This window comes from Aquifex pyrophilus, from assembly GCF_054656935.1.
Genome location: NZ_BAAHXJ010000003.1, coordinates 333,285 through 357,630, shown reverse-complemented (window position 1 = coordinate 357,630; position 24,346 = coordinate 333,285). Strand labels below are relative to the sequence as shown.

The following is a 24,346-nucleotide window of genomic DNA, read 5'->3' as shown; positions in this document are numbered from 1 at the left end:
CTTCAGGATTTGTTAATGACTTCCCACTCGGTTATGAGCTGTTTACCCCTTACGAAGTGACTCCTTAATCTTAAATGTAATAAATTCTTCAGTTTTTTAAATCCTTCTCCTCCCACGAGGGTGGGAACGTTTTCACCTCCAACTATGACGGGAAGGTGTATGAGTCTAATCTCGTCAACGTATCCCCTCCTTACGAACTCCCAGTTTATTGAAGCTCCCCCCTCAACCATGAGCGACCTTATTCCCCTCCTGTATAGTTCGGGAAGAAGAAGGTCAAAATCAACGAGCTCGTCCCCCGCAATTATAATCTCAACGCCCTTCTCTTTAAGTTTCTCAAGCCTTTCCTTCGGAGCTCTCTGGGTCGTTGCTATTATCGTTTTTGCTTCCTTTACGTTCAAGACGTTTGCGTCTATGGGGACGTTTGCGGTTGAACAGGGTATCACCCTTACGGGATTTTTTCCCTTTGCATATCTTACTGTAAGGCTCGGGTTGTCCGTTCTCACCGTTTCGCAACCTACCATTATCCCGTCCACCTTTGCCCTTATCTCGTGGAGATACTTGTAAGCTTCCTCGTCCATTAGACTCATGAGCTCCTTGGAAGAGGCACCCCTGTAGAGGGTGAGTTTTCCGTCAACGCTCACTTCCGAGACGATTATCACGTAAGGTCTTTCCATAATGAAACATTTTAAACCGACAAAAATTTAAGACCTTTTGTGTTGATTTGTTAACATGTTTACAAAAATGTAAAACATTCTTAAAAAAGTCTTTAGAGAATGATGGAAAAATTTTTCGGCACACTTCTTGCATAATAGAGTTAGGAGGAGGTGTGATGAAGAAGATAGAGGCGATTATTAAACCTTTTAAGCTTGACGAGGTTAAAGATGCCCTCGTTGAGATAGGCATTGGCGGTATGACCGTAACAGAAGTCAAAGGTTTCGGTCAGCAAAAGGGACACACCGAGATTTACAGGGGAACGGAATACGTGATTGACTTCCTTCCCAAGGTAAAGATTGAGGTTGTCGTAAAGGACGAAGACGTTGAGAAAGTCGTTGAAACGATAATGAAGACAGCCCAGACGGGAAGGGTAGGGGACGGAAAGATATTCATAATTCCCGTTGAGGACGTTATAAGAATTAGGACCGGAGAGAGAGGTGAGCAAGCTATTTAAAAATTCCAATAAAGGAGGTGTAGTAATGCCTAAGTACACACCTGAGGAGGTTCTTGACCTCATTCAGAAGGAAGGCGTGCAGTACGTGGACCTAAGATTTTCCGACCCTTTTGGCCAGTGGCAACACCTTACCATTCCCGCTTACGAGATTTCAAAAGATACCTTTGAGAACGGAAGGGGATTTGATGGCTCTTCTATAAGGGGATGGCAGTCCATAAACGAGTCTGACATGCTCGCAAAGCCCGACCCAAACACCGCATTCATAGACCCCTTCATAGAACCCAAGACCCTCGTTATGATATGCGATATTTACGACCCCATTACAGGAGAGAGATACGGGAGGGATACCAGATACATAGCCCAGAAGGCGGAGCAGTATCTGAAGCAGACCGGAATAGGTGATACCGCATACTTCGGTCCCGAAGCGGAGTTCTTTATATTTGACTCCGTTGAGTTCGGAACATCCGCCAATTACGCATTCTGGAGGGTTGACTCTGAAGAGGGATGGTGGAACAGGGAAGTTCCCTCAACGGGATACAAGATACCCCACAAGAGAGGATACTTCCCGGCACCTCCCGTGGATAAGATGATGGAGCTAAGGAACGAGATGGTCTCCATAATGTCCGACCTCGGTATAATCGTTGAGCTCCATCACCACGAGGTTGCAACAGCGGGACAGGGAGAGATAGATATAAGGTATGACTCCCTCGTAAATCAAGCAGATAAGCTCTTCCTCTACAAGTACATAGTTAGAATGGTGGCGGCAAAGCACGGAAAGTATGCTACATTCATGGCTAAGGTTCTCCCCAACGACAACGGCTCGGGAATGCACACCCACTTCTCCATATGGAAGAACGGGGAAAACCTATTTGCAGGAAGCGAGTATGCGGGACTTTCAAAGACAGCACTTTACGCAATTGGTGGAATTCTCAAGCACGGACCCGCAATAGCAGCCTTCACGAACCCCACGGTTAACTCTTACCACAGACTCGTTCCCGGATACGAAGCTCCTGTAAGGCTCGCTTATTCTGCAAGAAACAGGTCCGCGGCAATAAGGATACCCATGTATTCCCAGAATCCCAAGGCAAAGAGAATTGAGGTAAGATTCCCCGACGCGACATCTAACCCCTACCTTGCCTTTGCGGCGATACTTATGGCCGCAATAGACGGAATAGAGAACGAGATAGACCCCGGAGAGCCCTTTGATAAGGACATATACTCACTTCCCCCTGAAGAACTTGAAGGAATACCCCAACTCCCAGGTTCCCTTGAGGAAGCCCTCAAAGCCCTTGAGAACGACTACGAATTCCTTCTGAAAGGAAACGTGTTTACCGAGGAGTTTCTCCAGCTCTGGATAGAAGCAAAGAGGGCTGAAATAGACGAGCTCAGGTTCATACCTCACCCCAAGGAGTTTGAACTTTACTGGGATATCTAATTCCCGGGGGCTTTTGCCCCTTTTAAAACTTTTTAAAAAAAGAAAAAAGGAGGAACAAAGATGAGGCTCGGTCTATTAGGTATTAGTATACCTCTTTTAGCAAGCATTCCCGCCTTTGCGGGAGAAGGAAAACTTGATACGGGAAACACAGCCTGGATGCTTACCGCTTCCGCGCTCGTTGTATTCATGACGGTTCCAGGTCTTGCACTTTTTTACGGAGGTCTTGATAAGGCCAAGGGCATTCTGAACACGATAGCGATGTCTTTCAGCGCTTTTGCGGTTGTCACGCTCACGTGGGTTATCGTAGGCTACTCCATAGCTTACGGGGACGACATAGCAGGATTTATGGGAAATCCCTTCCAGTACATTTTCGCTAAGGGAATAAGCGGATTAAACAATGCGGGATATCCCGCACTTCTTGACGTTATGTTCCAGCTCACCTTTGCAACCATAACGACCGCACTCATAAGCGGTTCATACGTTGGCAGGATGAAGTTCTCCGCATGGCTTCTATTTGCACTCCTCTGGAGCATAATCGTTTACCCTCCCGTCGCTCACTGGGTATGGGGAGGAGGTTTTCTTGCAAACGACGGAGCCCTTGACTTTGCAGGTGGAACGGTTGTTCACATAAACGCGGGAATAGCGGGACTCGTGGGTGCTTTAATCCTCGGAAGGAGAAAGGATACTGCTCTCATTCCCAACAACGTTCCACTCGTTGCCCTCGGTGCGGGAATACTCTGGTTCGGATGGTTCGGATTTAACGCAGGTTCCGCCCTTGCCGCTAACGAGACCGCCGCGTGGGCTATGCTGAACACGACCGTTGCAACATCAACCGGGGCACTCGCCTGGATGATTGTTGAGTGGATTCACGCAGGAAAACCTACGGTCGTAGGTATATCCTCCGGAATAGTAGCGGGGCTCGTTGCGATAACACCAGCTGCGGGATTCGTGAACTTAATAGGTAGCATATTCATAGGTTCTATAGCCTCAGTTCTCGCATACCTTGCGGTTGCGGTTCTCAAGCCGAAGTTCGGATACGACGATGCCCTTGACGTCTTTGGCATTCACGGCGTTGCGGGAATAGCTGGTGCCATACTAACAGGTGTTTTTGCAGACCCGAATGTTGGAGGTTCCGCGGGACTCCTTTACGGAAATCCCGGGCAGGTCATCGTTCAGATAAAGGGAGTTCTTGCAACGATGGTTTATTCGGGCATTCTTACAGCGATAATACTTCTCGTAATCAAGGCCATTGTAGGTCTCAGAGTATCCGAGGATGAGGAAATTGAAGGTATTGATTCAACACAGCACGGTGAGAAAGCCTACAACATTTAAAGGAGGTAGTAATATGAAAAGGTCTCTCTTGCTCCTTTCCCTCTTTTGTGTTTCCACACTTTCCTTCGGAGAGGAGAAGAAGTTTAACGTAGTTTCTTCAGTTCCCATTGAGCTCCACGGCGGTGCTTCCGGAGCATACTTCTGGACGAATAACACGGGAACGAGCAGTGACGAAGACGATAAGATACAGCTCTCAAACGGGATACTTCAGCTCAACGGAGAGTTCGGAAACAAAATAAAGCTCAGCTTTGACCTCGCTCTGGGAACCGTTCTCGTCCCGACACTCTGGGACGGGGGACAGAATGACCCAGTTAGTTACAGTTTCAGCGATGGCTCTGTAAGTAAAGACGGCTTTGGACTTATATGGGGATATGCGAGCTTCCAGCCCTTTAAGGGAATATCCGTTGATGCTGGTGTTCTGCCCACAAACGTCGGGTATGAAGTTGCAAACACATACGCCAATCCCAACATAACGCTCGGAACCATCTGGTATGCCCAGCCGGTAATATACGAAGGGATAAGGCTGAGCTTTGACCTAAACGAAATTGCTAACATTCCCTTCGGCTTTTACGCCGAGTATAACCAGGAATTCAATACCGATAACTACGCTTTGGGTGTAAACGGAGAGTTTTCCGGCGTTAGCTTCGCGCTAAATTACTACGATTACAGGGCTAACAAGAACCTTATTGACGTTGTTCTCGGATACACGATATCTAATGTTGACCTCGGATTGAACTTTGACTGGCAGTGGCTTGACGACAGTGCAAAACAACCCGGTCAGGACGATAACGCCTGGGGCGTAGCCCTTTACTTCATCCCAAAGTTTGAAACCGCAAGGGGTGAAGTAAGCGTTCCCGTAAGGCTTGAGTACTTTGACGAAGGAACGAGCGGTATATACAGCGGAAGCGAACAAGATAACAATGGATGGAGCATAACGGTAACTCCCACATATAGACCGACTCCCAACACCTTCGTGAGGGTTGAATACGCTTACCTCAATACAGACAAGAAGGTTATAAACGGAGAGGATAACAAGACAACCCTATCCGCGGAAATAGGCTTTACCTTCTGATACAGCCCCTGCACGCCTTCCTTCTTTTACGCTTTTTTCTTTAATCTTATACACGTAAACCCTGCGTTTTCAACAAATCCCGGAACAATTTCCTTGTTTTTTATCGGTTCAGTATCTTGAGGCTTTTCTATTACAGTACTCCTCATCTCCTCAAAGGAAAAAAGTTCTTTTGTAAGCTCCTTTATCTCAAAAAAGGAGTAAAACCTCGCGTGTTTATAAAGGGGATGTCCCATCTTTGCCTTTTCCCTGTAAAATCTTGCCCAGGAGCTTTCGGAAAGAACGAGTCCCAGGTATAGATTTCCATCTCTTTTAAGAACCCTGTGGCTTTCCTCAATCACCCTTTCGGGATTTTCCACAAAACACAGGGTTACAACTATAAAAACTCCATCAAAGACTTCAGACCTGAAGGGTATCTCTTCTCCCCTTGCGAGGGCAACCTTTATGCCCCTCTCCTTTGCAACCTTTAGCATGTTAAAGGAGGTATCTATCCCGAAATCTATTCCGAGCCTCTGGGCAAATCTTCCTGTTCCTACACCCACTTCAAGAAAGGTTCCCCTTTCCTTTATAAGTCTCTTTAAACACGCAACCTCAAGTTCGTAGGCACTTTTCCCGAAGGGTTTTTCATACCACTCGTCGTAGCGTTTGTAGTAGGCATCAAAGGGAGTCATATTAAAATTTTATTAGTAGCGGGTGTGGCGGAACTGGCAGACGCGCCGGACTCAGGATCCGGTGCCCGCAAGGGCGTGCGGGTTCGACTCCCGCCACCCGCACCAAAATTTTTACTTGACAAGCTGGTTTTGAGATTGTATCCTAATTTCAAAGGAGGATTAAAGATGGAAAGCCTAAAGGAACTGAAAGAGGGGACAGAGTTCGTAGTTCTCGGATTTGATAACGAAGAGGACCCCATAGTCTCAAAGCTAAAATCAATGGGTCTCAGGAAAGGAAAAAGGGTAAAGGTTCTTATGAAAAACGGTAGGGTTTACCTTCTCAAGCTTGACAACTCAAGGATAGTCCTTGATAGAAATCTCCTCTCAAGGATAAAGAGGGAAACCGCTTAATGCCGATTCCCCTTGAGAAGCCCCTCCAGGAGCATCTAACGAAGGATATTGAACATAAATTTCACCTCTTCTCAACGACCGTTTATCAGAGCTCCAATCTCGGAGGAGGAGCTTACAACGCAAACCACTTAGTTTTTGAGCTAAACAGTTCTAAAATAAAGCTCTTTACAAATCTTTCCCTCTCCTTCGGAAACGGCATAAATGACCTTTTTGAGGAAAAGGGATTTTCCTCCCTTCCCTCAGCGGACGACCTAGAGAGACAAACGAAAAACGTAAACGGCTCGGGAAGGAAGTATTTATTTGAGGCGGGAGTTGGCTATAAAGAGAAAAATCTTGAGCTGGTAACAGGACTCATAGATACAACGGGAACCTTTGATACCTCAAACTACGCAAACGATGAGCTTTCCCAGTTTATGAACACGGACCTCGTAAATAACCCTTTGAGTTTATTGCCCTCTTATAATCTAGGAATGATACTAAATCTCAATTATAAAGCTTTCAAATTTTCCTTTGGAGTATCCGAGGGAAAGCCCGATACTGAGAGCGTTTACCTCCTTCAGGGGGAAGTAAACGGAAAGGCCCTTCACCTTTCCCTTCACTACTTTTACGCTCCTCACGAAAACATAAGCGGTGTTGGTATCACGGGAGACTACACGTTAAAAACGCTGGGCTTTTTCTTCAGACTGGGCAAAAACTCGGAAGATAATTACGAATACTTTATTAGTTCGGGGCTTGTTTACTTTTTTGGAAAACAAGAAATTGGTTTAGGGGGGGCTTTCAGGAAGGGAGATAAGGAAAAGAGCGTTTCCGTTTGTGAGATTTACTACAAGTATGAACTTCCCTTCTCTTCCCATATCACCTTTGACCTTCAGTATGTTGACGATATCAGGAACGCTTACGTTATGGGGGTGAGATTCCACTATGAGTTCTAAGGTTATAAAGGTTGCTGTTGCGGGAAATCCAAACGTCGGGAAAACAACGATTCTAAATGCTATAGCCGGAACATCCCTCAAGGTGGGAAACTGGCCGGGCGTTACCGTTGAGAAAAAAGAAGCCTTCGTAAATTACGGGGGCTATAAGATACACTTCGTTGACCTTCCGGGCATATACACCCTTGAGCCCATATCCGAGGACGAGCAGATAGCGGTTGAGTTTCTGGAAAAGGGGGACGTTGACGTAATTCTTGACGTTATAGACTCAACGAATCTTGAAAGAAACCTTCTCCTCACCGTTCAGCTCCTTGAATTTGAAAAGCCCACCGTTCTTGCACTGAACCTTTACGACGAAGCCCAGAAGCTCGGAATAGAGATAGACGAAAAAAGACTTGAGGAGCTTCTCGGAGTAAGAGCGGTAAAGACCATAGGGAGAAAGGGAATAGGCGTTGATAAGCTCCTTAAGGCCATAGTTGAGGTTTACGAAAAAAGAATAATACCGAGGATTGAGTATTCCACCCAAATAGAGGAGTTTTTAAGGAAAGCGGGGGAAAAGTATAAGAGCCTGAAAGCGGAGCCCTTTACGAAGCACGAGCTCATAAAGCTCGTTATGAAGGATACGGAGCTCCTGAAGGAGTTTGAGGAGAAGTACAGGGAGAGCTTTAAGAAAGCCCTTGATGAGGAAAGATACGGATACGCTCACGGTGTTTACGAGGAGGTCGTAAGGGAAAGGGAAGCTCTTACGAGAAATCTAACCGACCTTTTTGATACCTTCTTACTCCATCCTGTCTTAGGTATCTTTGCGTTCATTTTTATTATCTTCATGCTCTTTAAGGTTGCCTTTGACTTCTCAAGCCCACTTATAGACTGGATAGACGGATTTTTTAACGACTTCCTAAATCCGCTGTTTCTGAACTTTTTTAACTCTCTCGGTGCTCCGGAGTGGCTGGGCAGGTTCTTTTCTGAAGCTGTTGTCGGGGGTGTTGGATTTGTTCTCACCTTCGTTCCCCTCATATTTGTTCTCTACCTTCTCATAACATTCCTTGAGATGTCTGGATACATACCGAGAGTTGCCTTCCTTATGGACAAGGTTCTCCACAGGTTCGGACTTCACGGAAAGAGCGTTATTCCACTTATTTTAGCCCTCGGTTGCAACGTCCCGGCCATAGTAGCGACGAGAACGATGGAGTCCTGGAGGGAGAAGTTAATCGTAATAGCGATGATACCTTTCATAAGCTGTCCCGCCCGTCTCGTCGTCTTCTCTTTCTTCACCCTCATATTCTTCCCTCAAAATGCGGCACTCGTTATAACGGCTCTTTACCTGCTCGGGCTGGTTGTTGCCCTCTTTACCGCTTTCCTTCTCAGGAAAACCCTCTTCAGGGGAGAGGCTCTCCACTTCGTTATAGAACTTCCCCCTTACAGGCTTCCCTCTCTCGGGACGCTCCTTAATATCTCCTGGCTTCACACAAAGGACTTTATATATAGGGCGGGAACACTCATATTCGGGGCTTCCATACTCGTCTGGTCCCTTTTAAACCTTCCTCCCGGTGTAAATAATCCCAAAGACAGCCTTGCGGGATATATAGGAAAAGCACTCGTTCCCGTCTTTGAACCTATGGGCATAGACGACTGGAGGGCGACAACCTCATTAATTCCCGCATTCCTCGCGAGGGAGATAGTGATAAGCTCAATGGGCGTGATATACTCAAGCACCGAAGAAGAGCCTAAAAAAGAGAGCTTTAACTTTAAAGAAGAACTGATAAACCAAGCTAAGGGACTTCTTCAAGCACTTGAGGACGGAATAAAGGCTGTATTTACCTTCAAGCTCCTTGCTCTGGAAGTGGAGGAAGAGGAAGGGAGCCTGAAGGAGATGATAAGGAAGAGCTTTACACCTGCTTCCGCCCTCTCCTTCATGGTTTTCATACTCATATACACCTCTTGTCTTGGGACCTACGCGACGATGGGAAGGGAGATAGGATACGGGAAGGCAACCCTCTTTCTCCTGTATAGCTTTGTTCTTGCGTGGTTTGTTGGAACAATAGTTTACAACCTCTTTTCTTAATCTTTCTTTTCCTCCTCTTTCTTCTTGTAATCGGGCTGGTAGGCAACTATAGCTTCCTTTGAGAAGGTTATTTTCGTGTTCGCATCAACCTTGAGAGTTATAGTTCTCTCTCCTATGTCCGCTACCGTTCCCCATATCCCCGATGAGGTTATAACCCTGTCCCCTTTCTTCAGGCTTTCAAGGAACTTCCTGTGCCTTTCTCTCTCCTTCTTCTGGGGCCTTATTATGAGGAAGTAAAACATAAGGAATATAGCGAGAAGGAATATTATCTGGAATAGCAGTGCTCCCATAGGACTCTGGTGCTCCATACAGCTTCACCTCCTTTAAGCTAAAAGTATTTTAGAATATTTAAGTATTATGAAAAGGCTTTTTACACTTCTCATTATTTTAATAGCCTTCGGTTTTTCCGCTCCGAAGATACTCGTTAAACACCCCTGGATAATGGAACCTCCCCCGGGACCAAACACAACGATGATGGGAATGGTGATTGAAAATCAGGGAGATGAACCCGACGAGCTTCTTAAGGTTGAAACGGACATAGCCGAAAGAGTTGAGCTTCACAAAACCGTGATGGAAAACGAGGTTGCTAAAATGGTTCACCAACATTCCGTAATCATTCCCCCTCGTTCAAAGGTTGAGTTCAAGCACCACGGCTATCACGTAATGCTGATAGGATTGAAGAAACCCATAAAGAACGGAGACAAGGTAAAGGTAAAGCTCATATTCAAGAAAAGCGGGGAGATAGAGCTTGAGGTTCCCGTCGTGAAGATGCACCACATGCACCATTGATGAGATACCTTTTTATCTTTTTTCTCTTACTTATTTCCTGTTCTCAGGAAACCATATACGATATAAACTTCTTTAACCTTTCGGGAAATCCCGTAAAGATTAAAAGGGAGAATAAGAAACTCCTCCTATACGTATGGAGCGGAACCTGCACCGGACACACCGAGGACCTAAGAATTTTAAACGAAGTTTATAAAAAGCTCTCCGAGAGGTATAACGTCGTTTCGGTTGCGGTCTTTATGACGCCAAAGGACGTGAGGGATTTCCTAAAGAAAGAAGGGATAAATCCGAGGTATCCCATACTTTCGGACCCAAAGGGAAAGCTGACGGAACAGGTTAAGCTCATATTCCTTCCCGCAACCCTCATATTTGACGAGAGCGGAAAGCTCCTCGGGAACTTCCCCCGTCTGCCTCTTGAAAAATTATAACGGTGTTTTAAAATTCTTATATTATATACCGATAAGGGAATATAATTGACTTCTTAAAGAAGTTTAATAACTTAATAAATGAAGTGTCGTTCAGTTTTGAGTTCTTCGTCCGCCTTTTAGGTCTTCGTGATGCTTATACGAGGGGGCATACCGAAAGGGGAGTTTTTTACGCCCTTGAGATTGGGAAGGCCCTCGGGCTGACGGAAAGGGAGTTAAAGTTTCTTGAGCTCGGTGGATACATACACGACATAGGAAAGATTGCAATTCCGGACGTAGTTCTTTTGAAACCCGGAAAGCTAACACCCGAAGAGTATGAGGTTATGAAACTCCACGTTGAGCTCGGCTACGAGATGGTGAAGGACCTGGATATCCCTCCCGAGAGCCTTGACGTTCTCCTATACCATCAGGAGAAATACGACGGTAGCGGTTATCCCTTCGGACTTAAAGGGAATGATATACCCCTCCTTGCGAGGATTTACACGATAGCGGACTCCTTTGAGGCTATGACCGCAAGGAGGATATACAAGAAGGCAAAAAGCTGGGATAAAGCCCTTCAGGAGCTTGTAGAACTGAAGGGAAAGCAGTTTGACCCGGACATAGTGGATTACGCTGTTAAGGCACTCTCAAGGATATCATACATTCCTCTGGAAAACGACTTTTTCCCTGAAAAGCTTGAGAAGATAAGGTGGAGCTTTTATTACCTTGATTTCACAGGTGCGATAAAGGGAGACCTCTTTCTTCCTGCCCTTGAGGGATTCATAGCGAGGGGAGAGCCCTTCTGTCTCACCTTCTTTGATATAGAGAACCTTTTTGAGATAAATAAGAGATACGGCTGGGAAGAGGGAAACAGGGTTCTGAAGAAGCTCGTTGAGCTTATAAACGTTCAGTGTTGCGGTATGCTGGATGTGAAGGAAATAATTATGAAGCTTATGAGAACGGATGTGAAGGAAATACTCCAGCCCGTTGTATTCAGAGTGGGAGGAGATGAGATAGCGGTTATAGCTCCCTACATACCCCCTGTTGAGAAGGTTCTCGGAGTTGTAAATGCAATGAAGGAGGAAGAGGTAAACGTGAAGTTCGTCCAGATGAGGTATCCAGAGAACTTCAGGAGCGTTTCCGAAGTGCTTGAGGTGATGAGGAACTTCTTCAAGAGGAACTTCCTCAAAGAGATTCGTAAAGCTCAAGAAGCTTAGCTCCCGTAAGTATAAGGGTGAAGTTAAAGTTAAGCCAGAGGAAGAAAAGGAAAATCCCGCTGAGAGAACCGTAAAGGACGCTTCCCTTAAATATGTAAATCGTGTAGTAAGTAAAGAGCTTCTGTAGGGTAAAGCTCCCGAGAAAGATAAACAGAAAGAGCAGTCCCAGATTTCTCTTCTTACCTATCCTTAAAAAGAACACGTAAAGGAGTATCACGAGACTTGAGAAGGAAAGGGCGGATAAAACTTCGGAGAACTTAACAATATTTTCGGGAAATAATCTCTTCAGAATAAGGAGTGCTGATACGAAAAGGGGGTAAACCACCGAGAAGATTACAAGGCCGAGGGGCAGGGCTACCCACATTAAGAGTTCCTTCGTTGACCTCGTTTTATCCGGAACGACCCACTTAAAGCTTCTGTGGAGCTTCTTCAGGAAGTTTACCGAGAAGTAGTAAGCGAGAACGACCGATACACCGGAGGCAACGGTTCCGTATTTTTTAGCCTTTAGGAGTTCGTCAACGAGAACGTGGGTTCTTTCGGGAAGTTCCTTCTTCAGGAACTCTTCCACAACGGAAACGTCAACGAAGGGAAGGTAAACGGATATTGCGGTAAAGAATACGAGCATGGGAGAGAGAACGAGGAGAAAGTTAAGGCTTAGTGCGGAAGCGTGATAGGAGTAATCCTCCTTAAAGGTGTAGTAAAGGGAAAGGAGAAAAGCCCTAAGAAACTTCATTAACTATGGATTTTATAAACTTCTCAAGCCTTTCCGCGTTCACTCCCGCAAGGGATACGTCCGCATCGGGGTGTCCGTAGAGGGTGCATAGAGTTATTATCTTTGTATCCGTGTATTTCCTTAGCATCCTTATGGTGAAGTCCGTCCTGTAGCAGTGAACCCCTATCATAAGCGTAACGTCGTGGTTTCCATGGAGAACCGAGAGGTGGGGATTCGGGGGGTCAACCTCCCTTGAGAAATCAACCCTCTTGTTTTTTGGCTTGTAGTCGGGAAGTATATGAACGTTTAAGTTCAGAAAGAGTTGTTTAAGCTCCCTTATGAGCTCTCCCTTCTTTTTGGCTTCCTCGTTCCAAGCCCAGAGAACGAGGGGACCAACTATAAGTGTCGGTCTTTCCGCATTCCTTAGAAGCTCAACCGCTTTTTCCATAGCCTCTTCAAGGGATACCTTCTCCCCGTTTATAAAGCCGATATCCTTAGAGGTTTCCTTCACTATGGGAAGCCTGGACATGTCCTCCTGGGGACCAGGTGCAACCTTCGGTATCTTATAGTGAGGGGGTATGAACTCCTTTAGGGTTTCGTTGGGAACGGGTTTCTGAGCGCTCTTTCTTTTCGGGATAGTTCCCGAGTTTTCCTTTATTGAGAGGAGCTTTTCGCTGTCCTCAACGTAGAGGTCAAGCTCAACCTGAAATTCGCCGTGGTAAGCCTTCTCCTCCTCCTCCACTCCCAAGGAGTAGCAGGTTATACCCTCTATGTCTATCAGAACGCCGTTAGCACCCCACTCTTTCGCTTTCCTGAATATCTCGTATCTCTTTTCGTAAAACTCATAACAGCAGTGTCCTATATAGGTGTATCCGTTCTCACCGCACCACTGGAGAACGTCCCTCAACATCTCAAAACTCGTTATCGTTATGGGTATCATTCCCTTCTCGTAGGCCATCCTGTATAGGTCTCCCACGGTGCAGCCCCCGCACTCCCCGCAGTCGTCGGTGTGCCTGTAATCGCACCAGGCGGGCTTAGCACAATAGGGGAGGAGCATAACCTTTGCCTTCTTTATGTTTTCCTTGAGGCCTCCTCCTATGCTTCCTATTACCCTATTCAGTTTTTTTTTATCTATACCGAGCTCTTCAGCCTCCAGTTTCCTTAAAGGGAACATTACCGCCTCAACAAAGTCGTCAACCGTGAGATTTACACTCTCAAACTCCCTGTTTCTGAAGAACTCCCTTATTCTCTTCTCAACCTCGTTGATGGGTGTGTGCTTGAGATAAGCCTCAAGGTCGTATATTAACCTTTTGGGGTTTATAAATAGGTCTCCGTTTATTATCACCTGTTGAAGGACCTTCGTCTGGGGGTCAACCTTTACCGAAACCCTGAAGGTTCCTCCGGGACACCTGTATATCCCGTATAAAACCTCATCTCCCGTTATAGTCTTCTTAACGTGGTAAACCCACTCATCGCTCTTGAAGTAATCCTTCTTCTCCTGAAGAAGCTCAAGCTCTTCCTTTGTCAGCTCTCCCCAGTAGGGCTTTATGCCGAGTTTTTCCTCAAAAGCCTCAAGGAGTGCGTTAAATACCTCCTCCTTTGAAGGCATTCTTCCGAGCTCCCTCTTTACCCAGGTTATCCTGTCTTCCGCGGACTTTATACCCTTTGATGTGAGCTTCTCAACGGGAATCTGCAGGGACTTTAGCATTCTCTCAATGTTTATATCCATTAAAACCGTTCCCTGATAGAGGAATGCATTCCCCTCAAAGACACCTCCCGTTCCCGAAATCTTCTTCCCGTTCACCTCTATGTCGTTTCTCGGCCTGAATGATGCATTTATCCCGAGCCTTCTCAGACCTTCCGCAGCGGCCTCGCATATAGCCCTTGTTATCTCCTCGTAGCTCATATTCCCGAAGCTTTCCCTGTCCGCTATTATCTCCCATCCTATCTGGGTCTCGTCAAAGTATATAGCTCCTCCTCCCGTTATCCTTCTGTTAACCTCTATGCCTTCCCTGTTTACGTACTCAAGCCTAACTTCCTGCTCAACCGCCTGGTGATAGCCTATTAGGACGCACTCGGGTTTAAACTGCAAAAACCTTATGGTATTGGGAATTCTGCCTTCAGCTTTTAACTCAAGCATGATGCTGTCAAGGGCTATATTCTCATAAGCTGGCCTCTGACCTGTATATATAACTCTCCACATGCTTCCACCTCTCAAAAGGTTTTTACTAAAATCTTTGTGTAAAAGTTCTTCTGCTCCATAAGAAATTTTTATCATAGAATAAGAGAAGGCTAACCCTAAAATCATCTCTATGAAAGAGGAGTTTGAATTTCCCCTTGACCTGGCCCAAAAATGCGTGAAGTGCGGGCTCTGTAAGTCCGTCTGCCCCACTTATCCCTTTAAGGAAGAGGAAGGTGCCTTTGCCCGCGGAAGGCTTGCCCTCGCGGAGATGGTAATAAAGGGGGAGCTTCCCCTTACAAAGGAAGTAGTTGCCCAGTGGAACGAGTGTGCTATGTGCAGAAGGTGCGAGTGGATATGCCCTAACGACGTCCAGTATAAGGAGATACTCACCCGTGCGAGGGAGATACAAAACAAAGAGATGGGCAAAGATTTCATCTCTGAAGCAGGGCTAAAAAGCCTTGAGCTTATGCAGTCAAAGGTGGGAAGGGTAGCCCTTAAGGTTGCGGGAATTTTATCAAAACCCCTTCCCAAGGAGATAAAAGTTCCCCTCCCGACAGGAGGCGTTAAGTTCTTCCCCAAGCCCTACGGAAAGCCTTTCGGCATAAGGGGAAAAACCTTTAAGGCTGAAAAGGAAAAGATGAGGCTCCTCTTCTTTACGGGATGCATGATAGACGTCTTTTACGGAAAGACGGGGGAAAACGTTATAAAGGTTTTAAATAAACTGGGGTACACGGTTATTGTCCCGAAAGATATTAAGTGTTGCGGTGCACCCCATCTTTACCACGGGAATACTGAGGCCTTTGAGAAGTTAAGGGAGCACAACCTTAAGGAGATGGAAAAATACGAGTACGACGCTATCGTCGTTGCCTGTCCGACCTGCGGGGGTGCCCTGAAAGAGGATTACCAAAAGGACTGGAAGGTTTACAGCTTTACCGAGCTTCTCTCCGACGAGAGGATAAAGTTCAAAGGAAAAGGTGAGAAGGTAACGGTTCACGTCCCCTGTCACTACTATACCGCCATGAAGCTCAACCCAAACAACTTTTATAAGGTTCTTGAAAAGGTTGAGAATGCCCAAACGGTAAAAGCGGAGAAAGCCCAGAGCTGTTGCGGATTTGCAGGACTCTTTTCTATAAAGAACCCCGAGCTTTCGGAGGAGATACAGAGGGAGAAGATGCTTGACTTCAAGAAAACGGAAGCGGACTACGTTGTTACCGAGTGTCCCGGATGTGTCCTTCAGCTCAGGGACGGAGCGAAGAAGTTCAAGAATAAACAGGAGGTCAAACATATAGCGGATTACCTTGCGGAGAGGATTTAATAAAGTTATGGCGGAGCTGATTATGATGTGGGGGAGAATCTCGGAAAAGGATTTCTCCCCCGAAAGGGTGTTCTTTCTCGTTTCCGAGCCTTATTACCACTGGGTTGAGACAACGAGGGAGAGGCCCAAATACGATTTTAGAGAGAGCGGTTTCAGGCAGTTCGTTGACCCTTCCTCCCAATACATAATAACCGATGCCCTTCTCATGTTCGGGCTTCAGTATGCTAACAACTACGAGGAGCTTATAGAAAGTCTAAATCCCGTAAGATTGATGGTAAGAATGGAGCCCGGAAGCTTCCTCGGTATGAGCCACCATTTCCTTGGTGCACCCTTTGAGATAGAAAAGGACGAGGTTCTCAGAGAGTTCCTGAACATGGCGAGAAGGAAGCTTGAGGAAAACGGATTTAAACTTGACGTTGTTGTGAACGCTTTTAACAAATCCCTCGGTGAGAAAGCCCTATCAAACCTGAGAAGGATAACAAACCTTGAGTTCAGGTTCTTTGAAGCCTTTTGAATTTATTTCTCTTTTTTTGTCTCTACTTCCAGAACTTTATAAAGAAGCTGTCTGAGTTCTCGGACGTCTTGTTCAAGTGCGGAAAACCTTCTGTCCATTTCCTTTTCAAGCTTTTCAAACCTCCTGTCCATGTCTTGTCTCAGGTCGTCAATTCTCTTGTTTACCATTTCAATTTGCCTGTTAATCAATAGCATAAAAATGGACATAAAACCAGCTATCCCGAAGATAATTGTGAGAACTTGTCCCCAGTCCATACTGTTTTAGATGGTAGGCGCGGGGGGACTTGAACCCCCGACCTCCGGCGTGTCGGGCCGGCGCTCTCCCACTGAGCTACGCGCCTTTACAAAAATAATATTATACAAGATATTAATTTCTATGCCAGAGGAGCATAAAACGGAAAGAGCAACACCTTACAAAAGGAGGAAGGTAAGGGAAGAGGGAAACGTCGCAAAGAGTCAGGAGATAGCCTCCTCGCTCGTCGTTTTATTTTCTGTAATACTCCTCTTCTTTCTCGGTGCTTACATTCTAAAGGAGATTGTTAAGGCCTTCCTGATAATAACGGGTTTTGTTCAGGGAGATATACCAAGCCTTGAGGGAATATTTAAGAACATTTACCTTGACCTTCTTAAGGTTTTACTTCCACTTTTTTTCTTATCTCTGCTTGTAGTTTTTCTCTCCCACGTTGCCCAGTTCGGTTTTATTTTCACATTAAAACCTTTATCTTTCAAAATTGAAAGGATAAACCCCTTTGAGGGTATTAAGAGGCTCTTTTCTCTTACCACCCTCTTTGAGGCGGTAAAGAGCACCCTGAAGGCTGTTCTACTCATAGGTATAGCCCTCTTTATTCTTAAGGGTAGTTTGTGGTTCTTTCTTGAGTCAGCGTCTGTTCCCGTTCTTGAGGCCATTAACAGGTTTCTCAACATTACGACGGGCGTCTTGATAGTTATGGGCGTCGTTGCTTTTTTCATAGCCCTTCTTGATTACGCCTTCAGAAGGTGGCAGTACGAGAGGAAAATAATGATGTCAAGGAGGGAGCTAAAGGAGGAGTATAAACAGCTTGAGGGACACCCCGAGGTAAAGGGGAGGCTAAGGGCACGCATGAGGGAGCTTGCAAAGAGCAGGATGATGGCGGAGGTTCCCAAATCAACGGTGATAATAACGAACCCCACGCACATAGCTATAGCCCTGAGATACGACCCCGAAAAGGATAAAGCTCCCGTTGTTGTCGCAAAGGGAAAGGGTGTTATAGCGGAAAAGATTGTTGAGATAGGGAGGGCTTACGGGGTTCCCGTTGTGAGAAAACCGGAGCTTGCAAGAGCCCTTTATCCTGCGGTTGAGGTTGGGAAAGAGATATCCCCGAAGTTTTACAAAGCGGTTGCTGAGGTTATAGCTTACGTAATGTTCAAAAGAAAAAAGGTTTACGCCTGAGAGCGGAGAAAACTCTCAACCTTTTTCGCAACCCCTTCCGATGCCTTTATAACACTGTTCATTGAGACTCCGTAAAGCCAGTTTCCCGTAAGGAAAAGTCCGGGATAATCCTTCTCCATTTCTTTTGCAAGCTCAAGGAACTTCCCGTATCCTACGTTATACTGGGGTATTGCCCTCTTCCACCTGTCTATCCTTATGTAGTGTATATCTTTTATGGGAAGTATCTCGTGAAGCTCCTTCTCAACGATTGCGGTTATCTCCTCGTCGGAAAGCTCTATTATCTCCCTGTCCGTTGCACCACCGAGGAAGACAGAGAGCAACTCCTTCCCTTCGGGTGCCCTTCCGGGGAATAGCTTTGACATGAACATGGCACCCAGAATCCTCTTTCCTTCAACCCTCGGAACGAGAAAGCCGAATCCGTCCGGGATATCTCCGTCAACACCTACGTTTACAACCACAACGGGTGGATAATCTATCTTGTCAAACTCCTCACTCGCACTGAAGGAAATCTCCTTAAGAAGGTAAGAAGAGGTGTAAGCGGGGGACGCAACAACTACGCTTTTAGTCTCTATTTTTTTACCCCTTACATCAAGCTTGAACTTATCCTCAAACTTCCTCATTCTGAGGACCACATTTTCAGTATGAACCTCAAGATTTTCGGAAAGTTTTTCAATTAGCTGGGAAAGACCTTCGGGAAAGGAAACGAGCTTTCCCTTTGGCATGAACTTTTTTTCCTTAAGGAATGCCTTTAACAGACTTCCGTATCTCTTCTGAATTTCGTAAAGTTTAGGCGTTGCATACTTGAGGGATAGCTTTTCGGGGTCCCCCGCATAAACGCCCGAGAGAAAGGGAGCAACGATGTAGTTTAAAAACTCCTCACCGAAGTGTTTCCTTATAAAATCCGCAACGGATACGTCCTCCTCTGTTCCTTCTTTAAAGAACTCGGTAAGGACCTTTAGCTTTGAACCGAAAGAAAGAAGGGGAGTTGTGATAAACTCAAGGGGAGACATGGGAAGAGGAATGAGCTCTCCGCCCTTGTAAATGTATCTGTATTTTGAGGAAGGGCTTGCCTCAACGGGTTCTAAGTTAAGCTCTTTGAGGAAGTTGAAAACCTCCTCATCCGCGAGGAGCGTCTGGGGACCCGCCTCCATCAGGTAGCCGTTTTCCTTTACCGTTTTTATGGTTCCCCCTATGCGGTCGTCCTTCTCGTAAACGACAACGTTAAAGCCCTTTTTCTTCAATCTATATGCAACGGAAAGCCCCGAAATTCCCGAACCGACAACAACAACCTCTCGCATATAGAAATTTTAAACGAGAAAAGGTAAGGAAAAATCACTCCACCCAGTAATTGGGGGCTTCCTTAGTTATCTGAACATCGTGGACGTGGGACTCCCTGTATCCCGCCCACGTTATCCTCACGAACTTTGCCTTTTCCTGTAGTTCCTTTATATTCCTTGCACCCACGTATCCCATACCTGAGCGAAGACCACCTACGAGCTGGTAAACAACATCTGCGAGCTTGCCCTTGTAGGGAACTCTTCCCTCTATCCCTTCAGGGACGAACTTCTCAAGCTTCTCCTGTCCGTATCTGTCTGAGGATATTCTTGAGCTCATAGCACCGAGGGAGCCCATTCCCCTGTAAACCTTGTAAGCCCTTCCCTGGTAGTAAATCGTCTCCCCGGGTGCCTCTTCCGTTCCGGCAAGGAGGTTTCCGAGCATAACCGCATTCGCTCCTGCTGCAAGAGCCTTAACTATATCTCCCGAATACCTTATTCCCCCGTCCGCTATAATGGGAATGCCGTATTCCCTTGCGACGCTTGCACACTCCATAATTGCTGTGAGCTGGGGAACGCCTACGCCCGCAACTATCCTCGTTGTGCATATGGAACCTGGACCCACACCGACCTTTACAGCATCCGCTCCGGCTTCTATTAACGCCCTCGTTCCCTCACCCGTTGCAACGTTTCCCGCTATAACGTCAAGGTCCGGGTACAGACTCTTAATCTTTTCAACGGTTTCTAAAACCCGCTTTGAGTGACCGTGAGCGGTATCAACGACTATGACATCCACACCCGCTTCAACGAGAGCGGATACCCTATCAAGGGTCTCCTCACCCGTTCCGACAGCAGCACCTACCCTTAGCCTTCCGAGCTCATCCTTGCAGGCGTTGGGATACTTCCTCCTCTTTACGATGTCCTTTATCGTTATGAGCCCCTTTATCCTTCCCTCGTCGTCAACTATCGGGAGCTTCTCTATCTTGTATTTCCTGAAAATCTCCTCCGCATCCTCAAGGGTTATACCCTCCTTTGCGGTTATGAGGTTCTCTTTCGTCATGAAGAGGGAAACCTCTTTTCCGTAATCCTCGGGTCTTATGAACCTGAGGTCCCTGTTTGTAAGTATTCCTACGAGCTTGCCTTCATCGTCAACGACAGGAACACCCGAGATTTTATACTTAGCCATTATATCGAGGGCTTCCTTCACCTTCGTGTTCGGTTTAACCACGACGGGGTTTACTATCATACCGCTTTCGGATTTCTTTACCTTCTCAACCTCTTCCGCCTGCTTCTTAACGGGAAGGTTCCTGTGGATTATACCAATTCCCCCTTCCCTTGCGAGTGCTATGGCGAGCCTTGCCTCCGTTACTGTATCCATAGCGGCGGAAACGATTGGAATGTTCAACTTAATACGCTTTGTCAGATAAGTGGATACATCTACCTCATGAGGTAAAACCTCAGAATACTGGGGAACGAGAAGAACGTCGTCAAAGGTTAAACCTTCCTTTATTAACTTCTCAACTTCTACCATAAATATATTATCTTACATTCTTTCCCTTCTGTGTATAAGCTTAAACACCTAAGAAATCAACAGCCTTCCACAAATCTTTTGAGAGCTCAAGAAACTCAGTTATGTTTTTAACGGATTTAAAGTTTTTCACCTCTTTTTCTTCTCCCTTCAAAGGCTCCTTAAAGAGGAGATTACCCTCCTCTGGATTAAAGATAAACTCAAGAATTTCCACCTTTTCGGTATACTCGGAAAGTTTATCCTCCTTTACGTGGATTAACGTATTTCTGAATATAGTTATACCTTCATCGGAAAAGGGTATCCCGAGGAGACTACACAGCTCTTTTATATCCTTAGGACGTTCATTCAACCTTTTTAGCTTTCCCCGTGAGGAACTTTTTCCTCTGTATATAGTTCCCTTTTCTATATATACCTGAAGCCCTTCTTCCGAAATTTTTACAGAAATTCCGAACTTTTTTATAAACTCAGGAACTCCGTTGAAAAGGATTACATTTACGTTTTTAAATACTTTTGAGAATTCCATAAGAGTAGTGGTGTGCCCGGCGGGACTCGAACCCGCGACCTCGAGATTAGGAATCTCGCGCTCTATCCACCTGAGCTACGGGCACTACCCTATAATTATTATAATAACTTTTTCCGAAAGGAGGTAATGAATGGCAAAGATATACTATGACTCCGATGCGAGCCTTGATATCCTGAAGGATAAAGTGATAGCCATTCTGGGATACGGAAGTCAGGGACACGCTCACGCTCTTAACCTCAGGGACAGCGGTCTTAACGTAATCATAGGCCTCCACGAGGGAAGCAGGTCAAGGAAGAAAGCTCAGGAGGACGGCTTTGAGGTTTACACCCCTTCGGAAGCTACTAAAAAAGCGGACATAATTATGTTCCTGATACCCGACACGGTTCAGCCCGAAGTTTACGAAAAGGAAGTAAAGCCTCATCTTGATTCCTCAAAGACCCTCGCCTTTGCCCACGGATTTAACATACACTTCAGACAGATTGTTCCCCCTAAGGACGTTGACGTCTTTATGGTCGCACCAAAGGGTCCCGGACACCTCGTAAGGTGGATGTATACGGAAGGGAAGGGTGTTCCCGCACTCGTTGCGATACACCAGGATGCTTCGGGAACGTGTAAGGAAAAGGCTCTTGCCTATGCAAAGGGAATAGGTGCTACAAGGGCGGGAGTTATAGAAACGACCTTCAAGGAGGAAACTGAAACGGACCTCTTCGGTGAGCAGATGGTTCTCTGCGGGGGAGTTACCGCACTCATAAAGGCGGGATTTGAGACCCTCGTAAATGCGGGATACCAGCCGGAAGTTGCATACTTTGAGTGCTTGCACGAACTTAAACTTATAGTTGACCTTATATACGAACATGGAATTTCGGGAATGAGATACTCAATCTCTGACACCGCAAAATACGGAGATGTAACGAGGGGAGAAAGGATATACGAGGTCGTAAAGCCCGTTATGGAAAAAACCCTTAAAGAGATACAGAAAGGTGAGTTCGCTAGGGAGTGGATACTTGAAAACAAGGCGGGAAGACCCGTATACCACGCACTCCTTGAGAGGGACAGAAACCACCTTATAGAAAAGGTTGGTGAAGAGTTAAGGAAGATGATGCCCTGGCTCGGAAAGAAGGAGCTTAAATGAACCTGACGAGCAAAAGGGATAGCTTAAAAAGGCTTTATCATCCCCTCGGGGAAAGCCTCGCAAGGACGGGGCTTCCCCCCAACTTCATAACCCTTATATCCCTTTTTCTCGGTAGCGTTTCCGCATACTTTTACTTCCACCACAAGGTTTTGAGCGGAGCTTTATTCTTAGCCCTCTCGGGCTTATTTGACCTCCTTGACGGAGTTGTAGCGAGAACAACGGGAAAGACGACCAAGTTCGGCGCGGTATTTGACTGGATTGCGGATAAGTGGGTTGACGGCTTTGTCTTGGGAGCGGTCGGATTTGCTTACGCTTCCCCCTTTGTAGCCATTACCGCTATAACCGTTTCCATGCTCCACTCCTTCATAAAGCCCGTTGCTTATGCGGAGATAGGATATTCGGAAAGACAAAAGGGCAAGATTATAGACCCCCTTGAGGGTGTCGGATTCTTCGGAAGGCCTGAGACCCACATAACCTTGATAATATTCTCGTTCCTTGAGAGGCTTCACTTTCCACTCGGGCTGGGCTTCGGTATAAAGCTCATAACTCTTTTAACCCTTGCCTCTCTCATAATGAGGGTCTTATACCTTTACAAGAGATACGGAAGGGAGTATGAGGATTAAAACTTCATGCCGAGGGCAAAGCCTACGGTGAAGCCTCCCAGGGAAGCAATAGGTGCTTTAATGCTGTCCATGAAGTTCTTAAATCCCTGGAACAGGTAGTTTACCCAGGACTGGAGACTCTGCCAGTCAACCTGAACTATTCCTTTATTGCTAAGATAAATAAGGCCTATAAGGTAGAGTCCGAGGAGTATAACGAAGAACTTAAATAGGTGCTTGAAGGTATAACCGAGTGTGAAACCGATAAGAACTCCCGTTCCGAACTCCTTTACCGCTTCGTTTTGAAGTAGCTGCTCAATACTCATACCTCAGCTCCTTCCAGAACTTTTTCGCACTCACATCCCCTTTCCTCTGGAAGTTTCTCTATGAAAGATATTAAGATATCCCTCACCTGGTCCTCCTTTTCCTTCATAAGACTTATAACCTCGTCGCTTGTGAGTCTATATCCCGCTATTCCCGCGGCGGGATTTGCAACAACACAAAGCCCTGCGTAGCACATGGTAAGCTCCCTCGCAAGAACAACCTCGGGATAACCCGTCATGCCTACGACGTCCGCCCCGAGCCTATCAAGCATCTTTATCTCGGAAGGAGTTTCAAACCTCGGACCCTCGGTGCAGGCGTAAACACCCTTTTCGTGAAATCTCAGTCCCTTTTCCTTTAAAACTTCCGAAAGAATACTTCTCATCTCGGGACAGTAAGGAGAAGAAACGTCTATATGGACGACCTTCTTTTCGTTAAGGAGCTTTGCCACTTTATCCTCTCCCTCAACGTCGGGCGAGTAAATTCCCTCGTAAAAGGTTGATTTCCTCATTTTTGTAAAATCCATAAAGTCATGAATTATTACAAAATCCCCGGGAAGAAGTAGTTTATTTATGCCCCCTACCGCAAAAATCCCGAGAACCCTGTTTACCCCAGCTTCCCTGAGAGCCCATAAATTAGCCCTGTAGGGAACGAGATGGGGAGGGTAGGAGTGTTTTTTCCCGTGCCTTGCTAAAAAAACTATTTTTTTTCCCTTTACCTCACCGATTATGAGGGGAGAGGAGGGCTTTCCGAAGGGCGTATCTATCTCTTTTTCTTCAATTACCTTCAGGCCGGGAAGTTTGTAAAGACCGCTACCACCTATAACTCCCAGCATAAGATAATCTTAACAGGATGGCTAAAGTAAGGGAGATGAGAAAGGAGGACCTGGATGAGGTTTACAGGATAAACAAGGAGAGCTTCACAACGGATGCGTGGAGCAGGTTTTCCTTTGAGAAGGAGTTTGAGAATAAACACTCCCGTAAGTTCGTTCTTGAAGAAGACGGAAAGGTAATAGGCTTCGTAATATTCTGGGTGATAAAAGATGAGGCAACGGTTATGACCTTTGCGATAGACAAAAGATACAGGGGAAGGGGATACGGAAAGCTTCTTCTGAGGGAAGGAATTAAAGCTCTCGGAAATAGGGTTAACAAGGTTCTCCTTGACGTCAGAAAGAGCAACATAAGGGCTATAAACCTCTACAAGGAGCTTGGCTTTAAGGTTGTAAGGGAAAGAAAGGGGTATTACTCGGACGGAGAGAACGCACTACTCATGGAGCTTGAGCTTAATTAATAAACAATGTTAAAAATAAAATAAAATAACGATAAATGTAAACGTTGAATTCACTTTATTAC

27 protein-coding genes and 3 tRNA genes are annotated in these 24,346 nt (G+C 46.0%); 17 read left to right on the top strand and 13 right to left on the bottom strand.

Translation table 11 applies throughout. From position 1 onward, the window contains the following. Positions 1-2 precede the first annotated feature (2 nt). Positions 3-674 carry a 2,5-diamino-6-(ribosylamino)-4(3H)-pyrimidinone 5'-phosphate reductase gene (locus ACYQZ0_RS02450; RefSeq protein ID WP_459774912.1) on the bottom strand — a complete coding sequence of 224 codons (672 nt, stop codon included), beginning with the start codon at positions 672-674 and terminating at the stop codon, positions 3-5. A 155-nt stretch (positions 675-829) separates the two neighbouring features. Here ACYQZ0_RS02450 and glnB point away from each other — a divergent pair, with 155 nt between their 5' ends. Genes glnB through ACYQZ0_RS02430 form a run of 4 tightly spaced genes read left to right on the top strand, consistent with a single transcriptional unit; the run spans position 830 to position 5,007 of the window. Next, entirely contained in the window at positions 830-1,168 is a 339-nt protein-coding gene (glnB, locus tag ACYQZ0_RS02445) for a nitrogen regulator P-II GlnB (protein ID WP_459774911.1), read from the top strand. Between the two features lie 25 nt (positions 1,169-1,193). Then, positions 1,194-2,603, top strand: a complete 1,410-nt coding sequence (gene glnA, locus ACYQZ0_RS02440; RefSeq protein WP_459774910.1) for a glutamine synthetase GlnA — start codon at positions 1,194-1,196, stop codon at positions 2,601-2,603. Positions 2,604-2,663: 60 nt separating this feature from the next. Beyond that, on the top strand, positions 2,664-3,935 hold the full coding sequence (locus ACYQZ0_RS02435) for an ammonium transporter (RefSeq protein WP_459774909.1): 1,272 nt from the start codon (positions 2,664-2,666) through the stop codon (positions 3,933-3,935). A 13-nt stretch (positions 3,936-3,948) separates the two neighbouring features. Beyond that, positions 3,949-5,007 (top strand): outer membrane beta-barrel protein, encoded by a 1,059-nt coding sequence (locus ACYQZ0_RS02430; RefSeq protein ID WP_459774908.1) that lies wholly within the window; start codon positions 3,949-3,951, stop codon positions 5,005-5,007. A gap of 26 nt (positions 5,008-5,033) precedes the next feature. Here the strand turns inward: ACYQZ0_RS02430 and ACYQZ0_RS02425 are convergent, their stop codons facing one another. Then, on the bottom strand, positions 5,034-5,675 hold the full coding sequence (locus ACYQZ0_RS02425; protein ID WP_459774907.1) for a class I SAM-dependent methyltransferase: 642 nt from the start codon (positions 5,673-5,675) through the stop codon (positions 5,034-5,036). Between the two features lie 18 nt (positions 5,676-5,693). Between ACYQZ0_RS02425 and ACYQZ0_RS02420 the strand changes: the two genes are divergently transcribed. The 4 genes from ACYQZ0_RS02420 (at position 5,694) to feoB (ending at position 9,059) form a co-directional block, all read left to right on the top strand. Continuing rightward, positions 5,694-5,780 (top strand) — tRNA-Leu (locus ACYQZ0_RS02420). A 60-nt stretch (positions 5,781-5,840) separates the two neighbouring features. Further along, positions 5,841-6,065, top strand: coding sequence for a FeoA family protein (locus ACYQZ0_RS02415; RefSeq protein WP_459774906.1), 225 nt, complete (start codon positions 5,841-5,843; stop codon positions 6,063-6,065). Then, complete coding sequence (locus tag ACYQZ0_RS02410) at positions 6,065-6,997, top strand: hypothetical protein (protein ID WP_459774904.1); 933 nt, start codon at positions 6,065-6,067, stop codon at positions 6,995-6,997. Before ACYQZ0_RS02415 ends, ACYQZ0_RS02410 begins: the two co-directional genes overlap by 1 nt. Then, on the top strand, positions 6,987-9,059 hold the full coding sequence (gene feoB / locus ACYQZ0_RS02405; RefSeq protein ID WP_459774903.1) for a ferrous iron transport protein B: 2,073 nt from the start codon (positions 6,987-6,989) through the stop codon (positions 9,057-9,059). The genes ACYQZ0_RS02410 and feoB overlap by 11 nt, the downstream gene beginning before the upstream one ends. Here feoB and yajC read toward each other — a convergent pair. Next, positions 9,056-9,367, bottom strand: a complete 312-nt coding sequence (gene yajC / locus ACYQZ0_RS02400; protein ID WP_459774902.1) for a preprotein translocase subunit YajC — start codon at positions 9,365-9,367, stop codon at positions 9,056-9,058. The two genes, feoB and yajC, sit on opposite strands and share 4 nt — an antisense overlap. Before the next feature lie 49 nt (positions 9,368-9,416). Here yajC and ACYQZ0_RS02395 point away from each other — a divergent pair, with 49 nt between their 5' ends. From ACYQZ0_RS02395 to ACYQZ0_RS02385, 3 genes are all read left to right on the top strand, one after another. Beyond that, positions 9,417-9,848 (top strand): copper chaperone PCu(A)C, encoded by a 432-nt coding sequence (locus ACYQZ0_RS02395; protein WP_459774901.1) that lies wholly within the window; start codon positions 9,417-9,419, stop codon positions 9,846-9,848. Next, the gene (locus ACYQZ0_RS02390) at positions 9,848-10,273 is read left to right on the top strand and encodes a peroxiredoxin family protein (RefSeq protein ID WP_459774989.1); all 426 of its coding nucleotides are present in this window, start codon (positions 9,848-9,850) and stop codon (positions 10,271-10,273) included. The genes ACYQZ0_RS02395 and ACYQZ0_RS02390 overlap by 1 nt, the downstream gene beginning before the upstream one ends. A gap of 83 nt (positions 10,274-10,356) precedes the next feature. Continuing rightward, positions 10,357-11,466 (top strand): bifunctional diguanylate cyclase/phosphohydrolase, encoded by a 1,110-nt coding sequence (locus tag ACYQZ0_RS02385; RefSeq protein ID WP_459774900.1) that lies wholly within the window; start codon positions 10,357-10,359, stop codon positions 11,464-11,466. On the opposite strand, the gene ACYQZ0_RS02380 is transcribed toward ACYQZ0_RS02385, so the two are convergent. After that, positions 11,435-12,199, bottom strand: a complete 765-nt coding sequence (locus ACYQZ0_RS02380; RefSeq protein ID WP_459774899.1) for a YhjD/YihY/BrkB family envelope integrity protein — start codon at positions 12,197-12,199, stop codon at positions 11,435-11,437. The genes ACYQZ0_RS02385 and ACYQZ0_RS02380 overlap by 32 nt on opposite strands. Next, positions 12,186-14,381: a carbon monoxide dehydrogenase beta subunit family protein gene (locus ACYQZ0_RS02375; protein WP_459774897.1), complete on the bottom strand. Its 2,196-nt coding sequence runs from the start codon at positions 14,379-14,381 to the stop codon at positions 12,186-12,188. The genes ACYQZ0_RS02380 and ACYQZ0_RS02375 overlap by 14 nt, the downstream gene beginning before the upstream one ends. Positions 14,382-14,490: 109 nt before the next feature. On the opposite strand from ACYQZ0_RS02375, the gene ACYQZ0_RS02370 reads away from it, so the two are divergent. Both ACYQZ0_RS02370 and ACYQZ0_RS02365 read left to right on the top strand, forming a co-directional pair. Further along, complete coding sequence (locus ACYQZ0_RS02370) at positions 14,491-15,675, top strand: (Fe-S)-binding protein (protein WP_459774896.1); 1,185 nt, start codon at positions 14,491-14,493, stop codon at positions 15,673-15,675. A gap of 7 nt (positions 15,676-15,682) precedes the next feature. Continuing rightward, complete coding sequence (locus tag ACYQZ0_RS02365; RefSeq protein ID WP_459774895.1) at positions 15,683-16,189, top strand: hypothetical protein; 507 nt, start codon at positions 15,683-15,685, stop codon at positions 16,187-16,189. Positions 16,190-16,191: 2 nt separating this feature from the next. Here the strand turns inward: ACYQZ0_RS02365 and ACYQZ0_RS02360 are convergent, their stop codons facing one another. Together ACYQZ0_RS02360 and ACYQZ0_RS02355 are read right to left on the bottom strand one after the other, a co-directional pair. After that, positions 16,192-16,443 (bottom strand): hypothetical protein, encoded by a 252-nt coding sequence (locus ACYQZ0_RS02360; RefSeq protein WP_459774894.1) that lies wholly within the window; start codon positions 16,441-16,443, stop codon positions 16,192-16,194. Between the two features lie 11 nt (positions 16,444-16,454). After that, a tRNA-Val gene (locus ACYQZ0_RS02355) sits at positions 16,455-16,529 on the bottom strand. A gap of 35 nt (positions 16,530-16,564) precedes the next feature. On the opposite strand from ACYQZ0_RS02355, the gene flhB reads away from it, so the two are divergent. After that, positions 16,565-17,617, top strand: a complete 1,053-nt coding sequence (gene flhB / locus ACYQZ0_RS02350; RefSeq protein WP_459774892.1) for a flagellar biosynthesis protein FlhB — start codon at positions 16,565-16,567, stop codon at positions 17,615-17,617. Here flhB and hemG read toward each other — a convergent pair. The 4 genes from hemG to ACYQZ0_RS02330 all read right to left on the bottom strand — a co-directional run bounded on the left by hemG (position 17,608) and on the right by ACYQZ0_RS02330 (position 21,027). Beyond that, on the bottom strand, positions 17,608-18,915 hold the full coding sequence (gene hemG / locus ACYQZ0_RS02345; protein WP_459774890.1) for a protoporphyrinogen oxidase: 1,308 nt from the start codon (positions 18,913-18,915) through the stop codon (positions 17,608-17,610). The two genes, flhB and hemG, sit on opposite strands and share 10 nt — an antisense overlap. 34 nt (positions 18,916-18,949) lie before the next feature. After that, on the bottom strand, positions 18,950-20,422 hold the full coding sequence (gene guaB / locus ACYQZ0_RS02340; RefSeq protein WP_459774889.1) for an IMP dehydrogenase: 1,473 nt from the start codon (positions 20,420-20,422) through the stop codon (positions 18,950-18,952). Positions 20,423-20,462: 40 nt separating this feature from the next. Then, the gene (locus tag ACYQZ0_RS02335; RefSeq protein ID WP_459774888.1) at positions 20,463-20,942 is read right to left on the bottom strand and encodes a hypothetical protein; all 480 of its coding nucleotides are present in this window, start codon (positions 20,940-20,942) and stop codon (positions 20,463-20,465) included. Between the two features lie 8 nt (positions 20,943-20,950). Further along, positions 20,951-21,027: transfer RNA gene (locus ACYQZ0_RS02330), tRNA-Arg, on the bottom strand. A 45-nt stretch (positions 21,028-21,072) separates the two neighbouring features. On the opposite strand from ACYQZ0_RS02330, the gene ilvC reads away from it, so the two are divergent. Together ilvC and ACYQZ0_RS02320 are read left to right on the top strand one after the other, a co-directional pair. Next, positions 21,073-22,074: a ketol-acid reductoisomerase gene (ilvC, locus tag ACYQZ0_RS02325; protein ID WP_459774887.1), complete on the top strand. Its 1,002-nt coding sequence runs from the start codon at positions 21,073-21,075 to the stop codon at positions 22,072-22,074. Beyond that, positions 22,071-22,697, top strand: coding sequence for a CDP-alcohol phosphatidyltransferase family protein (locus ACYQZ0_RS02320; protein ID WP_459774885.1), 627 nt, complete (start codon positions 22,071-22,073; stop codon positions 22,695-22,697). The genes ilvC and ACYQZ0_RS02320 overlap by 4 nt, the downstream gene beginning before the upstream one ends. Here ACYQZ0_RS02320 and ACYQZ0_RS02315 read toward each other — a convergent pair. Continuing rightward, positions 22,694-22,999 carry an FUN14 domain-containing protein gene (locus ACYQZ0_RS02315; RefSeq protein WP_459774883.1) on the bottom strand — a complete coding sequence of 102 codons (306 nt, stop codon included), beginning with the start codon at positions 22,997-22,999 and terminating at the stop codon, positions 22,694-22,696. The genes ACYQZ0_RS02320 and ACYQZ0_RS02315 overlap by 4 nt on opposite strands. Then, entirely contained in the window at positions 22,996-23,829 is an 834-nt protein-coding gene (gene mtnP, locus ACYQZ0_RS02310) for an S-methyl-5'-thioadenosine phosphorylase (RefSeq protein WP_459774882.1), read from the bottom strand. Before mtnP ends, ACYQZ0_RS02315 begins: the two co-directional genes overlap by 4 nt. 17 nt (positions 23,830-23,846) lie before the next feature. Here mtnP and rimI point away from each other — a divergent pair, with 17 nt between their 5' ends. After that, entirely contained in the window at positions 23,847-24,284 is a 438-nt protein-coding gene (gene rimI / locus ACYQZ0_RS02305) for a ribosomal protein S18-alanine N-acetyltransferase (protein ID WP_459774881.1), read from the top strand. The last annotated feature ends 62 nt before the right edge of the window (positions 24,285-24,346 follow it).

What these genes read in the sequence shown, in the direction of transcription:
- ACYQZ0_RS02375 (WP_459774897.1), bottom strand. Translation starts at nt 14,381, where the DNA reads ATGTGGAGAGTTATATATACAGGTCAGAGGCCAGCTTATGAGAATATA.
- feoB (WP_459774903.1), top strand. Translation starts at nt 6,987, where the DNA reads ATGAGTTCTAAGGTTATAAAGGTTGCTGTTGCGGGAAATCCAAACGTC.
- glnB (WP_459774911.1), top strand. Translation starts at nt 830, where the DNA reads ATGAAGAAGATAGAGGCGATTATTAAACCTTTTAAGCTTGACGAGGTT.
- ACYQZ0_RS02320 (WP_459774885.1), top strand. Translation starts at nt 22,071, where the DNA reads ATGAACCTGACGAGCAAAAGGGATAGCTTAAAAAGGCTTTATCATCCC.
- ACYQZ0_RS02335 (WP_459774888.1), bottom strand. Translation starts at nt 20,942, where the DNA reads ATGGAATTCTCAAAAGTATTTAAAAACGTAAATGTAATCCTTTTCAAC.
- ACYQZ0_RS02430 (WP_459774908.1), top strand. Translation starts at nt 3,949, where the DNA reads ATGAAAAGGTCTCTCTTGCTCCTTTCCCTCTTTTGTGTTTCCACACTT.
- glnA (WP_459774910.1), top strand. Translation starts at nt 1,194, where the DNA reads ATGCCTAAGTACACACCTGAGGAGGTTCTTGACCTCATTCAGAAGGAA.
- yajC (WP_459774902.1), bottom strand. Translation starts at nt 9,367, where the DNA reads ATGGAGCACCAGAGTCCTATGGGAGCACTGCTATTCCAGATAATATTC.
- rimI (WP_459774881.1), top strand. Translation starts at nt 23,847, where the DNA reads ATGGCTAAAGTAAGGGAGATGAGAAAGGAGGACCTGGATGAGGTTTAC.
- ACYQZ0_RS02425 (WP_459774907.1), bottom strand. Translation starts at nt 5,675, where the DNA reads ATGACTCCCTTTGATGCCTACTACAAACGCTACGACGAGTGGTATGAA.
- ACYQZ0_RS02365 (WP_459774895.1), top strand. Translation starts at nt 15,683, where the DNA reads ATGGCGGAGCTGATTATGATGTGGGGGAGAATCTCGGAAAAGGATTTC.
- ACYQZ0_RS02435 (WP_459774909.1), top strand. Translation starts at nt 2,664, where the DNA reads ATGAGGCTCGGTCTATTAGGTATTAGTATACCTCTTTTAGCAAGCATT.
- ACYQZ0_RS02390 (WP_459774989.1), top strand. Translation starts at nt 9,848, where the DNA reads ATGAGATACCTTTTTATCTTTTTTCTCTTACTTATTTCCTGTTCTCAG.
- ACYQZ0_RS02395 (WP_459774901.1), top strand. Translation starts at nt 9,417, where the DNA reads ATGAAAAGGCTTTTTACACTTCTCATTATTTTAATAGCCTTCGGTTTT.
- guaB (WP_459774889.1), bottom strand. Translation starts at nt 20,422, where the DNA reads ATGGTAGAAGTTGAGAAGTTAATAAAGGAAGGTTTAACCTTTGACGAC.
- hemG (WP_459774890.1), bottom strand. Translation starts at nt 18,915, where the DNA reads ATGCGAGAGGTTGTTGTTGTCGGTTCGGGAATTTCGGGGCTTTCCGTT.
- ACYQZ0_RS02450 (WP_459774912.1), bottom strand. Translation starts at nt 674, where the DNA reads ATGGAAAGACCTTACGTGATAATCGTCTCGGAAGTGAGCGTTGACGGA.
- ACYQZ0_RS02360 (WP_459774894.1), bottom strand. Translation starts at nt 16,443, where the DNA reads ATGGACTGGGGACAAGTTCTCACAATTATCTTCGGGATAGCTGGTTTT.
- ACYQZ0_RS02370 (WP_459774896.1), top strand. Translation starts at nt 14,491, where the DNA reads ATGAAAGAGGAGTTTGAATTTCCCCTTGACCTGGCCCAAAAATGCGTG.
- ilvC (WP_459774887.1), top strand. Translation starts at nt 21,073, where the DNA reads ATGGCAAAGATATACTATGACTCCGATGCGAGCCTTGATATCCTGAAG.
- mtnP (WP_459774882.1), bottom strand. Translation starts at nt 23,829, where the DNA reads ATGCTGGGAGTTATAGGTGGTAGCGGTCTTTACAAACTTCCCGGCCTG.
- ACYQZ0_RS02380 (WP_459774899.1), bottom strand. Translation starts at nt 12,199, where the DNA reads ATGAAGTTTCTTAGGGCTTTTCTCCTTTCCCTTTACTACACCTTTAAG.
- ACYQZ0_RS02315 (WP_459774883.1), bottom strand. Translation starts at nt 22,999, where the DNA reads ATGAGTATTGAGCAGCTACTTCAAAACGAAGCGGTAAAGGAGTTCGGA.
- ACYQZ0_RS02415 (WP_459774906.1), top strand. Translation starts at nt 5,841, where the DNA reads ATGGAAAGCCTAAAGGAACTGAAAGAGGGGACAGAGTTCGTAGTTCTC.
- ACYQZ0_RS02410 (WP_459774904.1), top strand. Translation starts at nt 6,065, where the DNA reads ATGCCGATTCCCCTTGAGAAGCCCCTCCAGGAGCATCTAACGAAGGAT.
- flhB (WP_459774892.1), top strand. Translation starts at nt 16,565, where the DNA reads ATGCCAGAGGAGCATAAAACGGAAAGAGCAACACCTTACAAAAGGAGG.